This window comes from Verrucomicrobiia bacterium (assembly GCA_035946615.1).
Lineage (GTDB): Bacteria > Verrucomicrobiota > Verrucomicrobiia > Limisphaerales > UBA8199 > DASYZB01.
Genome location: DASYZB010000072.1, coordinates 34,777 through 51,647, shown reverse-complemented (window position 1 = coordinate 51,647; position 16,871 = coordinate 34,777). Strand labels below are relative to the sequence as shown.

The window sequence follows — 16,871 nt, the reverse complement described above, 5'->3', positions numbered from 1 at the left end:
TTTCCGAAACGGTATTAAAACGGGGCCGGCCGGAATAGGTCTGGTCGAAGTTTTAATCATCGATGAAAGTCGTTATTTTTTGTGGTGGTTTGGGCACCCGCCTGCGCGAGGAGACGGAGTTTCGTCCCAAACCGATGGTGCCCATCGGCGAGCGGCCAATCTTGTGGCATATCATGAAGACTTACGCCCACTTCGGGCATAAGGATTTTGTCCTGTGCCTCGGGTACAAGGGCGACGTTATAAAAGAGTACTTCCGGAATTATCATTGGAACACCAGCGACGTGACGCTGAAGCTGGGGCCGCGGCCACAAATCAAGTACCACAACCAGCATGGCGAGGAGGACTGGAGCGTCACGCTGGTAGATACCGGCCAGGCCACCATGACAGGCGGCCGGCTCAAGCGTGTCCTGCGCTTTATTGATGAGGACAATTTTCTGGTCACCTATGGCGACGGTCTCACCAACAGCAACATCAACGACTCAATTGCCTTTCACCGCGCCCAGGGCAAAATGGTGACCATCACGGCCGTCCGCCCCGCCGGGCGGTTCGGTGATTTGGAAATCGCGGGTGATACTGTCACGGCTTTTAAGGAAAAGGCCGAGGAACAAACGGGATTTATCAACGGCGGTTTCTTTGTCATGAACAAACGAATCGGGGATTACCTCACCGGCGACAAATGCGTTCTGGAGCAGGAACCGCTCAACCGCCTGGCGGCTGAGGGCCAAATTGCGGCCTATTGCCACGCCGGTTTCTGGCAATGCATGGACACCTTCCGCGAGCAGCAGCTCCTGGCCAATCTTTGGAATAGCGGTCATGCCCCTTGGAAGGTCTGGTAAGCGGCTCACCTACAAAGGAGCCTGCAACATGCGCTACAACCGTAAGCTGTCGAGGATTCCCCCTCTCCCCTTCCGAATGGGAGAGGGCCGGGGGAGAGGGGTTCCTCTGTGCCTAGTCCATCCCACGCTCCCAATATGAGCCTTTCATTCCAATGCCGTTCCTGCGGCAGCCCGCACGGCACATTAATCCTCGACCTCGGTGTCCAGCCTCTCGCCAATAACCTCCTGCGCGAACAAGACCTCCTCAAACCGGAGCCCAAGTTCCCGCTGCGCCTGGCCCTCTGCCAGACCTGCTGGCTGCTCCAGATTCTCGACCTTGTCCCGCCCGTCCAGCTTTTCTCCGAGTATCTCTATTTCTCGTCGTTTTCGGACGTGGCATTGCGCCATGCCCGCGAGGCGCAAGCTCGCTATGTGAAGGAATTTGCCTTGGACAAGAACAGCCTGGTGGTCGAGGTGGCCAGCAATGACGGCTACCTGCTGCAGTATTTCGGCGCAGCCGGTGTTCCCTGCCTGGGCATCGAACCGGCAGCCAATATCGCCAAGGTCGCCACCCAAAAGGGCATCGAGACGCTTGTCGAGTTTTTCGGCCAACACCTTGCCCGCAGCCTTGCCCAAAAGGGGCGGCAGGCGGATTTAATCCTGGGCAACAATGTCTTTGCGCATGCGCCAAATCCGAACGATTTCGTGGCCGGCCTCGCGGCCTTGCTCAAGCCGCGCGGGCGCATCATCCTGGAATTCCCCTATGCAGCGGATTTCATCGAGAAGAGCGAGTTCGATACGATTTATCACGAGCACGTTTTTTACTTCAGCCTGACGGCGCTCGAACCGCTCTTCCGCCGCCATGGCATCGAGACTTATCATGTCGAGCAGTTGCGGATTCACGGCGGGTCCCTGCGGCTGTTTGCCGGCCATGCCGGCGCTCACGCGAGGCAACGCTCGGTCGAGCAGTTGCTGACCCAGGAGAAGCGCAAGGGCATGGACGCTCCGGCTTACTACGAAGGTTTTGCGCAACGTGTGCTGGAACTCAAACGATCGCTCCTGGACCTGCTGCTCCAGGCCCGCCAGCAAGGCAAATCCATTGCCGCCTATGGCGCCTCGGCCAAAGGGAGCACCTTGCTCAATTTCTTCGGCCTGGACAAAGCGGCGCTGGAATTTGTGGCGGACCGCAGCACCTATAAACAGGGCCGGCTGACACCCGGCACGCATATACCCATTGTGCCAGCGGAACGGCTGCTCGAACGGCGCCCGGATTACACGCTGCTGCTGACCTGGAACTTCGCTGATGAAATTCTCGAGCAACAAAGCGCTTATCGGGAAAAAGGCGGGAAATTCATCATCCCCATCCCAGCCGTCTCGGTCGTGTGACACAAGGGCATGAAATTCTTTATGACCACCTTGCCCAGTGTTTGGCGGCTCGAACTCGAATTGCGCGAGGATGACCGCGGATTCCTGGCGCGCACTTACTGTGAAAATGAGTTCAGCGCCCGCGCCCTGAACACCCGCTGGCCCCAGACCAATCTGACGCTTACCAAAAAACGCGGAATGCTCCGCGGAATGCACTACCAGGCTGACCCTAAGCCGGAGACAAAACTGATTAGCTGCACAGCCGGCGCCATCTTCGACGTGCTGGTCGATATCCGACCCAAGTCCTCCTCCTTTGGTCGCTGGGAGGCCTTTGAACTCACAGCCGCAAATCGCTCCTGCCTTTATGTCCCGGGAGGTTTCGCCCACGGCTTCCAGTGCCTCACCGATGACTGCGAGGTCTTTTACATGATGTCGGATTTCTATTTCCCCGACATGGCGCGCGGGTTGCGCTGGAACGATCCGCAGGTCGCAATTCAATGGCCTATCCCTAACCCGGTCGTGTCCGAGCGTGACAAAAATCTCGCGCTGCTTGAAGAGATAGCAAAGGGCAAAGAACGATGAAGCTGCTGCTGACCGGGCCAACCGGCTTTATTGGTTCGGCTTTTGTCCGCCTGGCCCTGAGTCGTGGACACGAGATCGCCGGCCTGCTTATTCCTGCTGAAGACATTCCCGCGTCACTGCCGCCAAATCCCAACCTGCACTGGCTCCGCGGGACCCTCGAACAAGCCCCTTGGCGAGAGATTGAGGCCTTTGGCCCGGAGGCCTGCATTCACATGGCCTGGATCACCACGCCCGGTATGTACCTCGAATCGCCCGAAAACGACCGCTTCCGTGATGCCAGCCTCAGTTTCCTGCGCAGGATGCCCGAGGCCGGCGCCAGATACCTGCTCGGCCTGGGCTCGTGCATTGAATACCAGATCGGCAGCGAGCCCCTCTCCGAAGAGCGCACCCCTCTTTTCCCTACGACCCGCTATGCGCGTTGCAAGAATCAACTCCGCCTCGCCCTCGAAAGGGATGCCGGCGATTTCGGCTTCGGCTGGGCCAGGGTTTTCTATCCCTATGGCCCGGGAGAGCATCCCTCCCGGCTCTGCAGTTCGATTGCCCAAAAGTTCGAGCGCGGCGAGAAGGTCCTGCTCAAAACTCCATCGAGCACCAAGGATTATATTTTCATTGAGGATTTGGCGGCCGCCCTTCTCGCAGTCGTTGAGAACAAAGTCCGTGGCCCGATCAACGTTGGGACCGGGACCGGCTCTTCCGTGCGTGAAATCGCCGGTCGGCTGGCATGCCTGATGGGAAAACCCCGCCTGGTCGAAGAAGCGGACCCGCCGGAACCGGACCCCTTCCCGTTCGTGGTGGCGGACGCCACAAAACTGCGCTCGCTTGGCTGGGAACCTCAGTTCACGATGGAGCAAGGATTGAAACGACTCGTGGAAGTCTTGATGAGGTCATGATCGCCGGGGGAATCGAACGGGCCGGAGAGGGCGAAGACCTGGCTGCCCTATCTGTCAGGCTGCGGGAGTCTGTCGGTGCGATAAGAGTCCAAAATCCGCTGCATGCGGCCCATCTGTTCGAGGGCTTGCTGGAGTTGCGGCGTGTTCTCAATCATAGCCTTAGCCTTAAAATGCCCTTCTGCCAAGCAGGCTGGTGGCGCACCTGCTGGAAGAAAGCGACCGCTTCATCATACTCCACTGTGTTCTCACGCTCAGCAACTATATCAAAACCGTAGCGCCTTGGCACGTTTTTTTTCGACACCAGATTGTATTGGGACGGCGGCAGGTCACCGCACACATCATGCGTCGGAGGCAGCACGAGGACCAAGGTCAATGTCATTGGGATTTGGCTGCGCGGTTACGAAGCTGCCATCGATGAGCAGACTGCGCGCAAATTGTGCTGCTTGAGCTTCGGCGATCAATCGTTCGAGTTTTCGGAACAGCTCAAGCCGTCGATCCGTGGCTTGAAATGAGGCGAACCGACTTTTCAGCTCGGCGAGTGTGCAGTCGTGGATGCCGACGGGAAGCAATCCGTGCTGGTTGAGTGCCGGGATAGCCATAGCGCGAAAAAGGGGGAGACCTCCGGGTCAGGTATTCCGCGCAAACATCTTTCCCGGCAATTGCCGAATCAGCCGTTTCATTTCCAGGCTCAGCAGCACCGCCGAAACGGCTGAAACCGGCAGCGCGCTTTTGCGGGTCACCTCGTCGATGCCGATCTCCTCGGCGCTCAAGGCGTCATACACTTGCTGCTCTTTTTGGCTGAGTTCGAGGGCCGGCAGCACACCGCTCTCTGCCGGTGTGGGCGGTTTATTGCTGGGCGGAAAGAGATACTCGAATTCGCTCAGGATGTCCTCAGCCCCCTCGCAGAGCTTCGCGCCTTTCTTGATCAAGTCGTGGCACCCCTTGCTGCGGGGCGAATCGATTCGGCCAGGCACGGCGAAAACCTGGCGCCCGTATTCATTGGCAAAGTTGGCGGTGATGAGCGCCCCGCTGGTCAGGTTCGCCTCGACCACCACCGTGCCCAGCGTCATTCCCGCCACAAGCCGGTTGCGGATCGGGAACGACTGCTTGGTCCCTGGCTGATTGAATGGGAATTGCGTGATGAGCGCGCCATTCGAGGCGATCCGGTCGAACAAATCCTTGTTCTCGGGCGGCCAGACCAGATTGATCCCCGTACCGAGCACAGCGATGGTCCGCCCTTTGGCGCTGAGAGCGCCCTGGTGTGCGGCTGAATCGATCCCGCGGGCGCCGCCGCTCACTACCGTGACCCCAAGATACCCCAGTTGGTAGGCCAGCTTGCGCGCCGTCTCGATCCCATAATGCGTTGTCATCCGCGAGCCAACCATCGCCACGGCATTTTTGTCCTTGGCCTGCAGCTCCCCCTTGACGTACAGCACGATGGGCGGGTCATAAATCTGGCGCAGCAGCTCGGGATACTCCGGGTCCGCTTCCGTGAGAACGCGGCAGCCAAAATCGGCGATGCGCTTCAGTTCGGCGTTTAAGTCGATTGTTTTCTCCCACCCTGCGATTGAATCGGCGGTTTCCTCTCCGATGCCTTTGGCCTGCAGCAGTTGCGAGCGCGAGGCGCGCAGGATGTTTTGAGGTTCGCCGAAACAGTCGAGCAGTTGCCGCACGCGCACCGGGCCGACGTGCTCGATAAGGTTCAGCGCCACCAGGGCCTCCCGCGAATCCATGACATGAGGGATAACGCTTTACCAAGCACCTCGCAAGCACAAAGTAAAGTAACAGATCGTTAGGGACTCCTCAGGCTCCTCAGGGTAATGTGGCTTCTCCCTCTCCCCTTCCGAGGGGGAGAGGGGTCCCTCTACAAGTCGCTCCCTGGAGTCTATGCCACGGCGCTGGGAGTAACACCCCGCGTCAGCTTGAACAGTTCGTTACACAGCCGGTCAAAAGAAAGCAAAATGACAAACCAAAACCCTGAAAGCCGTCTCCGCCGGTTGTGGCGGAAGGAACTTCGTCCGCTGCTCATCACGGCCCTGGTGCTGTTCTCGCTGCGTTCTTCGCTGGCCGATTGGAGCGACGTGCCCACCGGGTCGATGAAGCCAACCATGATGGGTGATAACCGGGATGACAGCTTCGACTCGCGGTATTACGGCACGGTCGAGCGGAACCGGATTGTGGGTCGTGCGACCGCCGTGGCGCTCTCATTTGACCGGAAGCGTTACTGGTTGCCGCGGTGGGACAGATTCTTCACTTCACTAGAACCTAAGTCCTGAACAAATCCATCTGCGGTGGGGGCGCCAGTTGCTTGAGTTTCTCCCGGTCCTTTTGCCTGCGGTTGGATTGCCGAACATTTCCATCGGGGGTTAATTCGGATTCCTCCAAATTGCGCAGGATTTCTTTCGCGCGTTCCAGGACCGGTTTGGGCACGCCGGCCAATCGCGCGACCTGGATGCCATAGCTCTTATCCGTGCCGCCTTCGAGGATTTTGCGCAGGAACACGACCTGGTCGCGCCATTCGCGGACGGCTACGTTAAAGTTCTTCACGCGAGGCAAGCGCGCGGCCAGCTCGGTCAGCTCATGGTAATGGGTGGCAAAGAGTGTCTTGGCCCCAACCTGGTTATGCACGTGTTCCAGGATGGACCAGGCCAAACTTAACCCATCGAACGTGCTGGTGCCGCGCCCGATTTCATCGAGAATGATCAAACTGCGCGGCGTCGCATTGTTCAGGATATTGGCCGTTTCGCACATCTCGACCATGAAAGTGGACTGGCCGCGCGCCAGGTCGTCGCTGGCGCCAATCCGCGTGAAAATCCGGTCCACCAGGTCGATGCGGGCCTCGGCGGCGGGTATGAAGGAGCCGGTGTGGGCGAGCAAGGTCAGCAAGGCTACCTGGCGGATGAAGGTGCTCTTGCCAGCCATATTGGGTCCGGTGATGAGAACGACTTGCGTCGTGCTGTTCAGGTGAGTGTCGTTCGGCACAAATCGCTCCTCGGAGAGGTTTTGTTCGAGAACCGGATGTCTGCCGTCGCGAATGAAAAGCACCCCTTCATCGCCGATTTGGGGCCGGCAATATCCGAAGAGCTGCGCGGTTTCAGCAAAGGTCCCCAGAACATCGAGTTGCGCCACAGCGCCCGCCGTTTCCTGGATTACGGCGAGCCGGCCCAGGACCTCTTCCCGAACACGCTGGAACAACTCGTATTCGAGCTTCATGCTGCGCTCCTCCGCCCCAAGAATCTTGCCTTCCATCTCCTTTAGTTCGGGCGTGATGAACCGCTCGCCGTTGGCTATCGTTTGTTTGCGCACGTAATGGACCGGCACTTTTTCGAGATTCGCCTTGGTCACCTCGATGTAATAGCCAAAGACCGAGTTGAAGCGCACCTTGAGCGATTGGATGCCAGTCCGCGAGATTTCGTCCTGCTGCAGCTTGGCAATCCAATCTTTGCCGCCGCGCATCGCCACGCGCAATTCGTCCAGGGCCGGATCGAAACCGTCCCGAATCAAACCGCCCTCCTTCAGCGCGAGCGGCGGTTCATCCACTATGGCCCTTGCGATTAACTCGACTACCTCCGGCAGCTCAACCAAACGCGAGAGCAGCATGGACAGGAGCCCTGGCTCGGGCGCCGGCTCCTCGTGCAGCGGCTCGGTTCGCGGCGGGGTCAGGAGGGTTTTCTCCCGGCCTTGTGAACCCAGTCCGTCATTAATGAAACCGCCAAGAAGCTGTCTGACGCCGGGTATTTGTTCGAGGGCCATCTTGAGCGCAACCAGATCGCGGGCATTGCCCGTGCCGGCGCTTAAGCGGCCAAGGGTGCGTTCCAAGTCCCGCACCTGGGCAAGTTTAGTTCTTAACTCGGTCGCTGTTGTCGAGTTTTCCCGGAGGGCCTGGACCGCCTCCTGGCGGAGTCGGATGGGTTCCATGGCGGCCAGCGGTTGGGAGAGCCAATCGCGCAAGCGCCGCGCGCCCATCGGTGTGACCGTGCGGTTGAGGGCGCCATACAGGCAGGCCGTTCGGGCGGCATCCTGGTGCAATGGTTCAAGAATTTCCAGATGCCGCAGGGTTGTCAGATCGACGCCCAAAAACTCACTTCGCAGATAAAAAGTGATGCGCGTCAAAGTCCCTGCGTCCCGCCTGAGGTGCTGGGTCAGGTAATGCAGCACCGCCCCGGCGGCCCCTATCGCCGCTGTTCGGTCTTTAAGGCCGAAACCGTCAAGGGCGGCGACTTTAAAGTGGTCTTTAACCGTGAACAGGGCTGTTTCGGGCGCAAACACCCAATCCTCATAGCCATTGAGCATCCAGCCGTATGCGACTGGAGGAGTCGCCGCGTTAGGCCGTCCATCACTGGTCGGCGCCGGGGACGAGGACCGAGCCGCACGTGTGGACAAGGTCGAAACGTTTGCATCAAATCTGTCGCCTCGCAACAATTCGCGCACGCTCACGGCTTCGCCCGGGTAAATGATCTCAGCGGGCCGCACCCGGTGCAATTCGGCCATGACCGCAGCTTCGCCCTCCAGCTCTGTTGTAAGAAAATCTCCCGTCGTCAGGTCGGCAAAGGCCAGGCCGAAGCCCTTCCCAAACGGGCAAATGGCAGCCAGGAAATTGTTGCGCTCCGCCGCAAGAATCCGCTCATCGAAATGAGTGCCCGGGCTGAGGATTTGTGTCACTTCCCGTTTGACCAGTTGACCGGGTCGGGCGTCCTCGATCTGGTCGCAGATAGCCACCTTGCGCCCCGCTTTGAGCAAGCGCCCCACGTATGCATTGGCGGCATGAAACGGGATACCGCACATGGGGATTGTCCCACGCCGGGTCAGCGCCACGTTGAGCAACTGCGCCCCGGTCTGGGCGTCTTCGAAGAACATCTCGTAGAAATCGCCCAACCGGAAGAGCAGCAGCGCGTCTTTGGGCAGTTCGCTTTTAATGCGGCGGTACTGCGCCATCATCGGGGTGAGTTGGCTATCGCTGGCCATCGGGGCCAGATTAGTGCCGAGCACAGCCCCATCGCAAGCCCGGCTCGATTGGGATGGGGTTTAACCCGGGCGAATTCAAACGACTTTGTGTTGGGGCCTCTGTTTTGTGAGCTGTGTTCCGCGACAAAACACGTCCTTTGACTGACGGGACTCTGATGAGGGTCCGGCCAGGGTTGTTGGCGACGGTTGGCCCGAATCTCATATACGAGTGAAAAAATTACCCAGATTTACTCAGATTTAGTCAGATGGCCGGTTGGAGAGGGGTGAGCAATGGGAGTGGCAGCATCGGGCGGATGATTACGTAAGTGCCATTTTTGACCGGATAGAATCGGATGGGCTCGGATGAATTCGGATAGGCACGGAGCGTAACGAGTCAAAAACGAGGTTATCCAAGCTTATCCGATGCGAATTCCGCGAACTCCGGCTGGAGCTCGTTATAAAGGGCCAATTGATCGCTGCACACCGGGCTCCCGTCCGCCGGGTAGAAGACAAGGACCACCGGTCTGCCCCGCAAATCTGAAAGCGAGACCCGTTGATCGGGTGTGCTGTGGAGCCCGAAATCGGGAGCGGCCGTGCCTGGTTTAAGAGCGTTCATAGTACTTCTTCGGGTTGGGAATATTGTTTTGGCGTAAGTTGTCTTGCTAGCGATAACCTCCCGAGACCACAAAGGTCTCGCCGGTAATCCAGGAAGCAATCTCCTTTGCCACTTTCTGCCCTCCTGCTTTGCTGGAGGAGTAATTGACGACAATCGCTGCCCCTTCGGCAGCAAGCTTCTTGGCGATGGCCGCTCCGATGCCTTTGGAGGCGCCGGTCACCACGGCCACTTTGCCAGCGAGTTTGTTGGAACTTTTATTCATAAATATCTTCTTTCACGTTGCCACTGAGCTGCCGTTTAGGGTGTCAGATTACTTTGCATGCCTCTTCAAAGGTGAGTCGCGGCGAACGTGGATGAAGCTTGCTCTGATCGCCGTAGCCTAGACTGCAAAGGAAATTGGACTTGATGCTTGTGCCCGCGAAGAACGCCGCGTCCACTTTGGCGTTGTCGAATCCCGACATCGGGCCGCAGTCAAGCCCGAGTGCCCGGGCGGCCAGCATGAAATAGGCGCCCTGGAGTGAGGAATTCCGCAACGCGATGTATTCGAGTGCATTCTCGGGTAGGTCCTTAAACCATGCCCTGGCGTCCACGTGCGGGAACAACCGCGGCAGTTTGTCATAGAAGTGGACGTCCATGCCGAGAATTGCGGTGACCGGCGCGGTCATCGCTTTGGTTACATTGCCTGCATTGAGGGCCGGTTTCAGTCGCTCCTTTGCTTCCGTCGATTTCACGAAGACGATCCGCAGCGGGCACATGTTGGCGGAGGTCGGTCCGAATTTTGCCAGATCATAAACCTGCTCAAGCAGGGCGTCGTCCACTGCCTGGTCCAGCCAAACGCTGTGTGAGCGAGCGCTTCGAAAAATGAGGTCCTGGCCTTCCTTGCTAAGTGCGTCTTTCATCTTGATCATAGTCATCGAATGTTTGTCGTCTGGTTTGGTTTCATACAAATCCTGTCAGTGAGAAAAGCGAGATTTCACCTCAAAAGAGCCAACGGGAATGACCGTTACGGCGAAGAAAGTTTTCTTCCTGGCCGTTCATCCCGCAGCAAGGCTTGATCATCGCCATTACCTGCTCGTAGTGGTCTGTTTTTGCCCAATCTCGCTGGAATTCCAGCAGAACCTGTAGTGCGCTCAAAGAAACCCCGCCGGCCTGTTCGACCCGGCGCAAGGCCATTTCATGCGCTGCCGGATTGGTTCCTGACGACGCGTCCCTGACCACGTAAATGCCGTAACCTTCTTCCAACATCTGCAAAGCCGGGAACACCAGACACGCCTCGCTCCACAACGCGGCCAGGAGGAAGTTCCTCCGACCGCTTTGCTTTACAGCCGCTGCGAACCGCGCATCGTCCCACGCATTCAAACTGGTGCGTTTCAGGGGTTTCTGTTCGGGGAACTCCTCGATCAGTTGTGGGGTCAGATTGCCGGTGAACTCTTTGCATTCGATCACACTTAAAATCACCGGAACACCGAATAGCTTCGCCGCTCGGGCTAAAACCAGAACGCTTTCCAGCAGGTCCTTGCGCTGCTGACCCGATACCGCCGCCAGCATCTGTTCCTGGTGATCCAGAAAAACCACCGCACAATTCTGCGGCGTTAATAACCCTTTGTCGGTTGAACCCATGCTCATACAACAGTGCTCCAGCTACTGGAAAACATGGGCAAAACATGCATCTCGAAGCATTCAAACGCCATTGCCCGTGCGGATGAACTTTTTGTGCTGCCAACGAACGGCCCGGCCCTCGTTCTTTCGAAGGGGGCGGGATGGTTTGACTCTGTTTAGGGGTGCTTCCCTATTATCGCCCAAACAGGATTTGGCTTAACAGGACCACTGCCAGCGCGCCGAGCACGCCTGCCGCGAAGCAGATCGCTGCGCGTTGGCTGACGCTCATGCTGACCTCATTGCCTGGTTGTCGTTACCACCTGCATCTATTTTGACTCCTGCGGACGTTGTCGTCGCATTCATTCCATCCTCCTTAGTTGAGTTTGCTTTGTATATTTCGATTCATGCGGCAGTGAGCGCGGCCTTGGGCTGCTTCTCCGGGCCGGAAGTGTCCGCACTATGGGCTTTGGCAAAGTCATTGATGAGCACAATACGATAACGCGCTTTGCCCGAGCGCAATCGCTCCAGCGCGTCGTTTACCTTTGACATGGGGAAGAACTCGACTACAGGGGCTACCGAGTGACGCGCGCTGAAGGCCAGCATGTGGTCGATGGCTGCGGGACTTCCTGATGGTGAGCCCGAGACGGATTTCTGGCCCACGATCAAACTGAACGCAGGCACTTCCAACGGTTTAAGGACCGCGCCGACGTTGTGAAAACGACCTTTGGGCGCGAGCGTATCGAGGAAGCCGGCCATGTCCAACGGTGCGTTAATGGTGGAAAGGATCATGTCCAGGCTTCTGGAAAGCTTCTTGAGCACGCCGTCCTGCCGAGTGTTGTGTACGTAATGAGCGCCTAATCTTCGCGCTTCTGCCTCCTTGCTGTCACTGGTCGTGAAGGCATGAACTTCGCAACCCCATTTGTTGGCGAATTGGAGCGCCATGTGTCCCAATCCACCGATACCAATGATCCCCACGCGCGCGGTGGGCCGCGCGTTCTGCGTCAGGAAAGGCGTAAATACAGTAATACCGCCGCACAAGAGCGGTCCCGTTGTTGCCTCGTCCAAAGCCTCAGGCAAAGGCCGAACCCATGTCCACTGGGCGCGAACACGATCCGCAAAGCCTCCGTGGCGCCCGGCAATGGTGCCCTGCGCGGTGGCGCAAAGGTGTTGCTCGCCGGAAAGGCACTCAGGGCACGCCAGACAGCTATGCGAGAACCAGCCAAGCCCCACGCGTTGTCCGATCTTGAGGCCTTTGGCATCATCACCCAGCGCCGCCACCGTCCCGGTCACCTCATGTCCGGGCACGAACGGGTATTGCGACATGCCCCATTCGTTATCGAGCATTGAGAGGTCCGAGTGGCACAGCCCGCAGTGGCTGACTTTGATTTCCACCTCTTCCGGGCCCAACGGACCTGGGTCAAAACTAAAGGGCTCCAAGGAGCCATTGGCACGAGAGGCAGCGTAAGCTTTGAATTCTTGCATAATGAATATTCCCTTTTTGGTTACGAGTTGTTGCTGATTATAATAACGAGAATTCCGCTCAGAATGGCCAACTGTATCCGTGGCGGCGGATTCTCCTTCGAGAAGCTGCGCTTTCGACTGAGCCCGCGCTATTGACCAAGGGAGTGAATTGCTGGTCCGCCAAAGGATCAAGCTGCTCCTCCTTCTTTCGAACGAGGTCTCGGTTCTTGCGTCTAGCGTCCATTTCGATTCATTACCAACCCCGCCACCGGATCGGTTGGCCAACAGGTCCTTCGGATAATTCCGCCGCGCGGCGGGGGTCTAAAGCACCGGCGGGGTATCTTCCGGCACTGCCTCCTGCAGACGACCTGCCATTTGAACCAATGCCGCCAGAGAATTAACCTCCATTTTGTTCATGACGTGAGCGCGATGGAACTTCACGGTCTTCTCCGTGGTTCCGAGCATTTCATCCTGCAAATCGAGTCCATAAACTGCGCGTTTGCCATGAACCTCCCTGTTGGCTTTACAGTTCCCTCACCAATGGCGCAAAACTTGAACAGGTGAACAGGTGCATGTTCAGATTGAGAACGGCAGGGAATGGTTTAGATTGCGCCATTCGCTTGATAAGTTTTGGTACCATGAAAGGCCCGCGCCGCATTGCCGCGCGGGTCTGGATACTCGGTTGCATGCTGCTGTCTCTAGGCGCCTGGCTGGCAGCAGGGGCTGATCTTCAGGAGGCCCGGGACAGTTACTTGAGCGGCGATTACGCCCAATGCATCGCGCGGGTTCGAGAAGCCCTGCAAAAGAACAAAGGGGACCAGGATTGGCAGTTGCTCCTGACTGAGGGGTTGCTGGCGACCGGCCAATATCCGCAGGCTCTGACCGTCGTTACCAACGCTGTGGCGCGGGACCGCTGGAATATCCAGTTGCGCTGGGAGGCGCGAAAGGTCTTGCTGGCCAACGGCCAGCCGGCAGCCGCAAACGACGCCGTCGATGGGATTGTCGGAATGATCTCAAGGCATCCGGCTGATTATACGGACCCGCGGGACCTCGTGGTGGCGGGGCAGGTAGCGCTCCTGGCCGGGGAGGACCCCAAATTGGTGCTGAACCGGTTGTTTGCCGGAGCCAAACGCGAAGACCCAAAGGTCCGCGAGGTCTATTTGGCCTCCGGCGGTGTGGCCTTGGATAAGCATGATTATGCCCTGGCCGCAAAGACCTTCGAGGAGGGCCTCAAGGAATTGCCCGCCGACCCCGACCTCGAATATGGACTGGCGCAAGCCTACGCCCCAAGCGATCCGAGCCTTATGTCCGCTGCCCTCGAAGCCGCCCTGGACCGCAACAGCAATCATGTCGGCTGCCTTTTGTTGCTCGCTGAACATAGCATCGACGCCGAGCAGTACGCTGAAGCGCTGGACTTGCTGGACCATGTCAAATCGGTAAATCCTAATGCGCCCGAGGCTTGGGCTTACCGCGCCGTGGTGGCCCATCTTCAGAACCAGCCCAAGGTCGAGGAACAGGCGCGCCAAACCGCCCTCAAATTCTGGGCCACCAACCCCCGTGTCGATTTTTTGATCGGGCAAAAGCTCTCACAAAACTACCGCTTCTCCGAAGGGGCCGCCCACCAGCGCCAGGCCCTCGAGTTCGACCCGCAATATTTGCCGGCCAAGGCCCAGCTTGCCGAGGACCTGCTGCGCCTGGGCCAGGAAACCCAAGGGTGGCGCCTTGCCCAGGAAGTGCAAAAGGAAGACGGCTATGATGTCGAGGCCTACAACCTCACGACGTTGCACGATACCATGAGCAAATTCTCGACCCTTGCAAACGAGAACTTCCTGTTGCGCATGGAACATCATGAAGCCGAGGTCTATGGCCAATCCGCTCTGAACCTGCTCGAACGGGCCCGCACAAATTTATGCGCCAAATATGACGTTGAGTTGCAGAAACCGACCATAGTCGAAGTATTCCCTGATCAGAAGGATTTCGCAGTGCGCACCTTTGGTTCGCCGGGCGACCCGGGCTATTTGGGTGTGTGTTTTGGGCGGGTCATTACGGCCAACAGCCCCGTCTCACACCCTGGGGCAGTCAATTGGGAATCGGTGCTTTGGCATGAGTTTTGTCACGTGGTAACTTTGCAAAAGACACATAATAAAATGCCGCGGTGGCTCAGTGAAGGCATCTCAGTTTATGAGGAAGGACAGGCCAATCCTTCCTGGGGGCAACATATGAATCCGCGTTACCGGGAGATGATTTTAGGCGATGATCTCACGCCCATCTCGAAGCTCAGTGGGGCCTTTCTGGCCCCGGAATCCGATTTGGCCCTTCTCTTTGCCTATTACGAATCATCTTTGGTGGTGCAATTCCTCATCGAGCATTATGGTTTGGAGCCCTTGAAAGCGATTTTGAATGATCTGGCCCATGGAACGCAAATCAATGTGGCCATTGCCGCCCACACCGAGCCGATCGATAAGCTTGACGATGATTTCGCGGCTTATGCTCGCCAGAAAGCGCAGGGCTTGGCCCCCGGCCTTGATTTCGAGCGACCGGCCCTGGCAGGCTCAGCCCTCCCCGGCTCTGGGCAGGCCCCTTCCAGCGTCATCCAAACCAACCAGGCCAGCACCCGGCTCAAACTTCCTCCTCCCTTGCCCCCAAAGACCGATCGGCAAAGGAAGAATCAGCAAATTGCCCAGGACAGCCATGCGTTGAGCGAAACCGACTTGGCCAATTGGATAGCCGCGCACCCAACAAACTTTTATGCCTTAAGCGAACAGGCCCGCAGATTGCTGGAACAGAAGAAGTTCGAGGAAGCAAAAGCGCCCCTGGAAAAGCTGGCCAGCCTCTACCCGGCAGAGACCGGGCCTGACAGTTCATGGGCGCTGTTGGCTCTGGCGCACCAGGAATTGGATGAAACAAACGCCGAACGCGAGGTCCTGGGCCGGTTGGCGGTAATTGATGACCAGGCAACGCCGGCCTATCTGCGTTTGATGCTACTCGACGCTGCCGCGCAGGATTGGCCCGCTGTCGAACGAAACGCCCAACGCTATTTGGCTGTCAATCCCCTCGTTGCCGCGCCCTACGGCTTTTTGGCTCAGTCAAGCGAAAGGTTGGGGGATGACCAGAAAGCGATTGGCGCGTATCGCGTGCTCTTGTTGCTGGACCCGGCGGACCCATCGGAAGTCCATTTCCAATTGGGTCGGTTGCTTTACAAGGCCGGACAACCCGAGGCCCGACGCCAGGTGCTCGAGGCCCTGGAGGAAGCCCCGCGCTTTAAGGTAGCCTTAAAGCTTTTGCTGGATATGAACACGCCCAAGCCGCAGGCCAATGCGGCCAGTCCTGGTATCACTGGGGAGGCGCGCCAATGAGCGCGAGAGTTGCCTCTTTAGGCAATTATTGAGGAGTTTGTAACATGAACTACATCTTTAACTTACCAATGCTTCTCCCTCTATGAGTAGTCCATCCCACGGTGCTCCCAGTATATCCCTTTTTAACCGATGACACATTGACCATGAGCTCACTTATCGAACCACCACAAACCGAAGCAACCGTTTCGGAATCTCTCCGCACAGAACGTGAATTGGTTGGCCGCTTGGCCGCAGGCCGCGGGCAAATCGAGTCCGAACTGGCCAAGGTCATTATCGGGCAGAAGGAGGTCATCGAGCAAATCCTCATCGCCTTATTCGCGGGAGGCCATTGCCTGATTACTGGCGCCCCCGGCCTTGCCAAAACCCTCCTGGTCAAAACCATCGCCCGGATTTTTCATCTCAAATTCCAGCGCATTCAGTTCACGCCCGACCTGATGCCGGCCGACATCACCGGCACCGAGATTCTCCAGGACACCAGCGAAGGGCGAAAGATGATGTTCGTGCCCGGCCCGGTTTTCGCCAACATCATCCTGGCCGATGAGATTAACCGCACACCGCCCAAGACCCAGGCTGCGCTACTCGAGGCGATGCAGGAGCACCAGGTCACGGCGGCCGGTATTCGTCACCCGTTGGCGGAGCCGTTTTTCGTCCTGGCAACCCAAAACCCCATCGAAATGGAAGGCACTTACGCTTTGCCCGAGGCGCAACTGGATCGCTTCATGTTCAATGTGGTGATGGATTACTTGCCCGAGGATGAAGAAGTTGCCGTCGTTATGCGCACCACGGCCGAGACGGCTTCGACGATCGAACCGCTGTTTACGGGCGAAGACGTGTTGAATTTTCATCGCCTGGTGCGCCGTGTGCCCGTGGCCGAAGAGATGGTTCGTTACGCCGTCAAGCTCGCCGCCGCTTCCAGGCCGCACCAGAACGGCACGCCTGATTTCATGAATGAATGGGCCAGTTGGGGCGCCGGCACTCGCGCCGGGCAATTCCTGGTCCTCGGCGCCAAGGCCCGGGCCCTCCTCAACGGCCGGGCGCATGTCAGCCTCGACGACCTCAGGATGCTGGCTTATCCCACGTTGCGTCATCGGATTCTGCTCAACTACAGGGCAGAGGCCGAAGGCGTTAGCGTCGAATCCGTCATCAAACGGCTCCTGGAGACCGTTCGCTCCCCGGTTGGGTTATGACTGACCGCTCGCTTTCTTCAGCACCGAATCCCCTTGGGGCAGACCACGGGTTCGTT

At 58.0% G+C, this 16,871-nt stretch carries 14 protein-coding genes and 2 pseudogenes; 7 read left to right on the top strand and 9 right to left on the bottom strand.

Annotation, left to right across the window (positions count from 1 at the left end; all coding sequences use genetic code 11):
• Nucleotides 1-62 precede the first annotated feature (62 nt).
• The 4 genes from rfbF to VG146_10765 all read left to right on the top strand — a co-directional run bounded on the left by rfbF (nucleotide 63) and on the right by VG146_10765 (nucleotide 3,652).
• The gene (gene rfbF / locus VG146_10780) at nucleotides 63-836 is read left to right on the top strand and encodes a glucose-1-phosphate cytidylyltransferase (protein ID HEV2392833.1); all 774 of its coding nucleotides are present in this window, start codon (nucleotides 63-65) and stop codon (nucleotides 834-836) included.
• Nucleotides 837-971: 135 nt separating this feature from the next.
• Nucleotides 972-2,201 carry a class I SAM-dependent methyltransferase gene (locus tag VG146_10775; GenBank protein HEV2392832.1) on the top strand — a complete coding sequence of 410 codons (1,230 nt, stop codon included), beginning with the start codon at nucleotides 972-974 and terminating at the stop codon, nucleotides 2,199-2,201.
• 9 nt (nucleotides 2,202-2,210) lie between these two features.
• Nucleotides 2,211-2,762, top strand: coding sequence for a dTDP-4-dehydrorhamnose 3,5-epimerase (rfbC, locus tag VG146_10770; protein ID HEV2392831.1), 552 nt, complete (start codon nucleotides 2,211-2,213; stop codon nucleotides 2,760-2,762).
• Nucleotides 2,759-3,652: an NAD(P)-dependent oxidoreductase gene (locus VG146_10765; protein HEV2392830.1), complete on the top strand. Its 894-nt coding sequence runs from the start codon at nucleotides 2,759-2,761 to the stop codon at nucleotides 3,650-3,652. The genes rfbC and VG146_10765 overlap by 4 nt, the downstream gene beginning before the upstream one ends.
• 338 nt (nucleotides 3,653-3,990) lie before the next feature.
• On the opposite strand, the gene VG146_10760 is transcribed toward VG146_10765, so the two are convergent.
• Both VG146_10760 and dprA read right to left on the bottom strand, forming a co-directional pair.
• Entirely contained in the window at nucleotides 3,991-4,251 is a 261-nt protein-coding gene (locus VG146_10760; protein ID HEV2392829.1) for a hypothetical protein, read from the bottom strand.
• Nucleotides 4,252-4,278: 27 nt separating this feature from the next.
• Nucleotides 4,279-5,385, bottom strand: a complete 1,107-nt coding sequence (gene dprA, locus VG146_10755) for a DNA-processing protein DprA (GenBank protein ID HEV2392828.1) — start codon at nucleotides 5,383-5,385, stop codon at nucleotides 4,279-4,281.
• Nucleotides 5,386-5,613: 228 nt separating this feature from the next.
• Here dprA and VG146_10750 point away from each other — a divergent pair, with 228 nt between their 5' ends.
• On the top strand, nucleotides 5,614-5,928 hold the full coding sequence (locus tag VG146_10750; protein HEV2392827.1) for a S26 family signal peptidase: 315 nt from the start codon (nucleotides 5,614-5,616) through the stop codon (nucleotides 5,926-5,928).
• Here the strand turns inward: VG146_10750 and mutS are convergent.
• From mutS to VG146_10715, 7 genes and pseudogenes are all read right to left on the bottom strand, one after another.
• Nucleotides 5,918-8,641 (bottom strand): DNA mismatch repair protein MutS, encoded by a 2,724-nt coding sequence (gene mutS / locus VG146_10745; protein HEV2392826.1) that lies wholly within the window; start codon nucleotides 8,639-8,641, stop codon nucleotides 5,918-5,920. The genes VG146_10750 and mutS overlap by 11 nt on opposite strands.
• 382 nt (nucleotides 8,642-9,023) lie before the next feature.
• A pseudogene (locus VG146_10740) lies at nucleotides 9,024-9,212 on the bottom strand (redoxin domain-containing protein).
• Between the two features lie 97 nt (nucleotides 9,213-9,309).
• Nucleotides 9,310-9,474, bottom strand: a pseudogene (locus VG146_10735) (SDR family NAD(P)-dependent oxidoreductase).
• A 43-nt stretch (nucleotides 9,475-9,517) separates the two neighbouring features.
• Nucleotides 9,518-10,111 (bottom strand): malonic semialdehyde reductase, encoded by a 594-nt coding sequence (locus VG146_10730; protein HEV2392825.1) that lies wholly within the window; start codon nucleotides 10,109-10,111, stop codon nucleotides 9,518-9,520.
• A 79-nt stretch (nucleotides 10,112-10,190) separates the two neighbouring features.
• Nucleotides 10,191-10,832, bottom strand: coding sequence for an isochorismatase family protein (locus VG146_10725; protein HEV2392824.1), 642 nt, complete (start codon nucleotides 10,830-10,832; stop codon nucleotides 10,191-10,193).
• A 381-nt stretch (nucleotides 10,833-11,213) separates the two neighbouring features.
• Nucleotides 11,214-12,293 carry an NAD(P)-dependent alcohol dehydrogenase gene (locus VG146_10720; GenBank protein ID HEV2392823.1) on the bottom strand — a complete coding sequence of 360 codons (1,080 nt, stop codon included), beginning with the start codon at nucleotides 12,291-12,293 and terminating at the stop codon, nucleotides 11,214-11,216.
• Between the two features lie 300 nt (nucleotides 12,294-12,593).
• Entirely contained in the window at nucleotides 12,594-12,737 is a 144-nt protein-coding gene (locus VG146_10715; protein HEV2392822.1) for a LuxR C-terminal-related transcriptional regulator, read from the bottom strand.
• A gap of 173 nt (nucleotides 12,738-12,910) precedes the next feature.
• Here VG146_10715 and VG146_10710 point away from each other — a divergent pair, with 173 nt between their 5' ends.
• Nucleotides 12,911-15,628 carry a tetratricopeptide repeat protein gene (locus VG146_10710; protein HEV2392821.1) on the top strand — a complete coding sequence of 906 codons (2,718 nt, stop codon included), beginning with the start codon at nucleotides 12,911-12,913 and terminating at the stop codon, nucleotides 15,626-15,628.
• Nucleotides 15,629-15,771: 143 nt separating this feature from the next.
• Complete coding sequence (locus VG146_10705; GenBank protein ID HEV2392820.1) at nucleotides 15,772-16,815, top strand: MoxR family ATPase; 1,044 nt, start codon at nucleotides 15,772-15,774, stop codon at nucleotides 16,813-16,815.
• Nucleotides 16,816-16,871: the final 56 nt, after the last annotated feature.